At 71.3% G+C, this 2,202-nt stretch carries 3 protein-coding genes; all 3 read right to left on the bottom strand.

The window, feature by feature from the left end; all coding sequences use genetic code 11:
- Positions 1-154 (bottom strand): VOC family protein (locus WEB03_RS11585; RefSeq protein ID WP_368071111.1); only part of this gene is annotated, 154 nt, incomplete at its 3' end.
- Between the two features lie 58 nt (positions 155-212).
- Complete coding sequence (ligD, locus tag WEB03_RS11580) at positions 213-1,157, bottom strand: non-homologous end-joining DNA ligase (protein WP_368071110.1); 945 nt, start codon at positions 1,155-1,157, stop codon at positions 213-215.
- A gap of 11 nt (positions 1,158-1,168) precedes the next feature.
- Entirely contained in the window at positions 1,169-1,981 is an 813-nt protein-coding gene (locus tag WEB03_RS11575; RefSeq protein WP_368071109.1) for a Ku protein, read from the bottom strand.
- Between the last annotated feature and the right edge of the window lie 221 nt (positions 1,982-2,202).

Genomic DNA, 2,202 nt, shown 5'->3' with positions numbered 1-2,202 from the left:
CCCCCACGGGGCCGCGGACGCGCCACCCGAGCAGGTCGGTGTAGAACCGCTGCGCCCGTTCGAGGTCGCGGACGTGCAGGACGACGTGGCCGAGCTCGGGTGGCACCGGGGCTCCGATGACGAGGGGGCGGACCGGAGGGCGGCCGCGGTGCATCCAACCACGAAGCGCGACCAGGCACCGTGTCCGCGCGATGCCTGACGACCGCCGAAGGTCACCCGCCGAGAGCGGGCAGCTCCTGGCGCAGCGAGGCGACGTCGGCGAACAGGTCGCCGTGTTCGGCGACGCGTGCCCGCACGTCGTCGAGGTCGAACACGAGCGCTCCCTCGTCCTCGGTGGCGGCGTCGTCGACTTCGTCCCACGTCAGCGGCGTCGAGGCGGTCGGGCGTGGCCGCGCGCGCAGCGAGTAGGCACAGACCGTCGTCTTGGTGAGGTGGTTCTGGTACCAGTCGATCAGGACCTTGCCGGGCCGCAGGGTCTTGAGCTGCTTGGACACCACCAGGTCCGGCAGCCGTGTCTCGAGCAGCTGGGCGACCGCCTGTGAGAAGTTCCTCGTCCGGTCGTAGGTCAGGTCGGGGTCGTGCACGGGGACGTACAGCTGGAGCCCCTTCGACCCGGACGTCTTCGGGTAGGAGCGCAGGTGCAGCCCGTCGAGCACCTCGCGGATGTGCAACGCCACCTCGGCGCAGGTCCGCACGTCGGCCGGAGCACCGGGGTCGAGGTCGAACACGACCGCGGTCGGGATGGTGGTGTCCGGCGCCGCCCCCATCGGGACGTGCAGCTCGAGCGCCCCCATGTTCGCCGCCCACGCGAGGGCGGCGACCTCCGACAGGTCGCAGTGGTCGACGACCTTCCCCCCGGAGCCGACCTTGCCGGGCTTGTCCCGCCCCTCCCGCCCGAGCTGGACCGTGCCCATCCACTCGGGGGCGTGCGGCGGACACCGCTTCTCGAAGAAGCCCTCCGCTTCGACGCCGTCCGGGAAACGCTTCAGCGTCACGGGTCGACCGGCGAGGTGTGGCAGCATGACCTCGGCGACGTCGACGTAGTAACGCAGCACCTCGGCCTTGGTGGTGCCGGTCCCCGGGTACAGGACCTTGTCGAGGTTCGACACCGACAGCTCGCGGTCACCGACGCGGACGGTCGTGCGGGTCGATGCCACCGCTCCCCCGCTCAGGCCGTCTCGGCCGCGTCGCCACGCGAGCCGTCGCGGGCCGCCGCGAGCGACGCTTCGAGCGCGGCGACGAGATCGACCACATCGCCGTTGGTGCGCTCCTCGTCCGGGACGCTGGTGATGTCCTCGCCGGCCGCCTTGCGCTCGATGAGCTCCAGGATCTGTTCACGGTGGGTGTCGGAGTAGCGCTCCGGTTCCCAGTCGACCGTCATCGACTCGATGAGCTGGTTGGCCATCGCCAGCTCGCGGTCGTTGGGCACCACGTCCTCGCCCGGCAGCCCATCGAGCTGCGATGCCGGCAGCACCTCGTCGTGGTAGACGACGGTCGAGACCGCCAGCGCGTCACCGACGGGCCGGATGATCGCCAGGTGCTGCTTGGTCCGCAGCACGAAGCGGGCGACCGCGGCCTTCCCCGACTCACGCATGGCGGTGTGCAGCAGGGCGTACGGCTTGGCCGCCGTGTCGCCCGGCACGAGGTAGTACGACGAGTCGTAGTAGAGGGGCTCGATGTCGGCCAGCTCGACGAAGTCCTCGATCTCGATGGCGCGGGACGACTCCGGTGCCAGCGCCTTGAGCTCGTCCGGGTCGAGCACGACGTACCGATCGGGGGCGATCTCGTAGCCCTTGACCGTCTCGTCGGTGCTGACCTCCTCGCCGTCGGCCGCCGCGACCTTGCGGTAGCGGATGCGGGACGCGTCACCGCGACGGAGCTCGCGGAACCGGACGTTCTTGCGGTCGACCGCCGTGACGAGCTTCACGGGGATGTTGACGAGGCCGAAGCTGATCGCCCCGCTCCAGATGGCACGCGCCACGACGGTCCCTTCCCTTCGGGGATCGACTCCCGGCCGGGCGTCCCCTGTGCGCGGTCACGCCGCAGCGGACCCAACGTAGCGCTGTGCGCACGCCGCGACGAGGGGGAGCTAGGGGCGGTCGCCGGGGTCCACGGCACGGTGCGCCGCGTCGTCGAGGTGGACGTCGGCGGGCGTGACGTCATCACGCAGGCCGAGCCAGACCGGCTGGCGGAGCTTGCCGT

The organism is Nitriliruptor sp. (genome assembly GCF_040882075.1).
Taxonomy (GTDB): domain Bacteria; phylum Actinomycetota; class Nitriliruptoria; order Nitriliruptorales; family Nitriliruptoraceae; genus Nitriliruptor.
The sequence above is the reverse complement of the archived record's forward strand: the minus strand, read 5'-3'. Positions and strand labels throughout refer to the sequence as shown.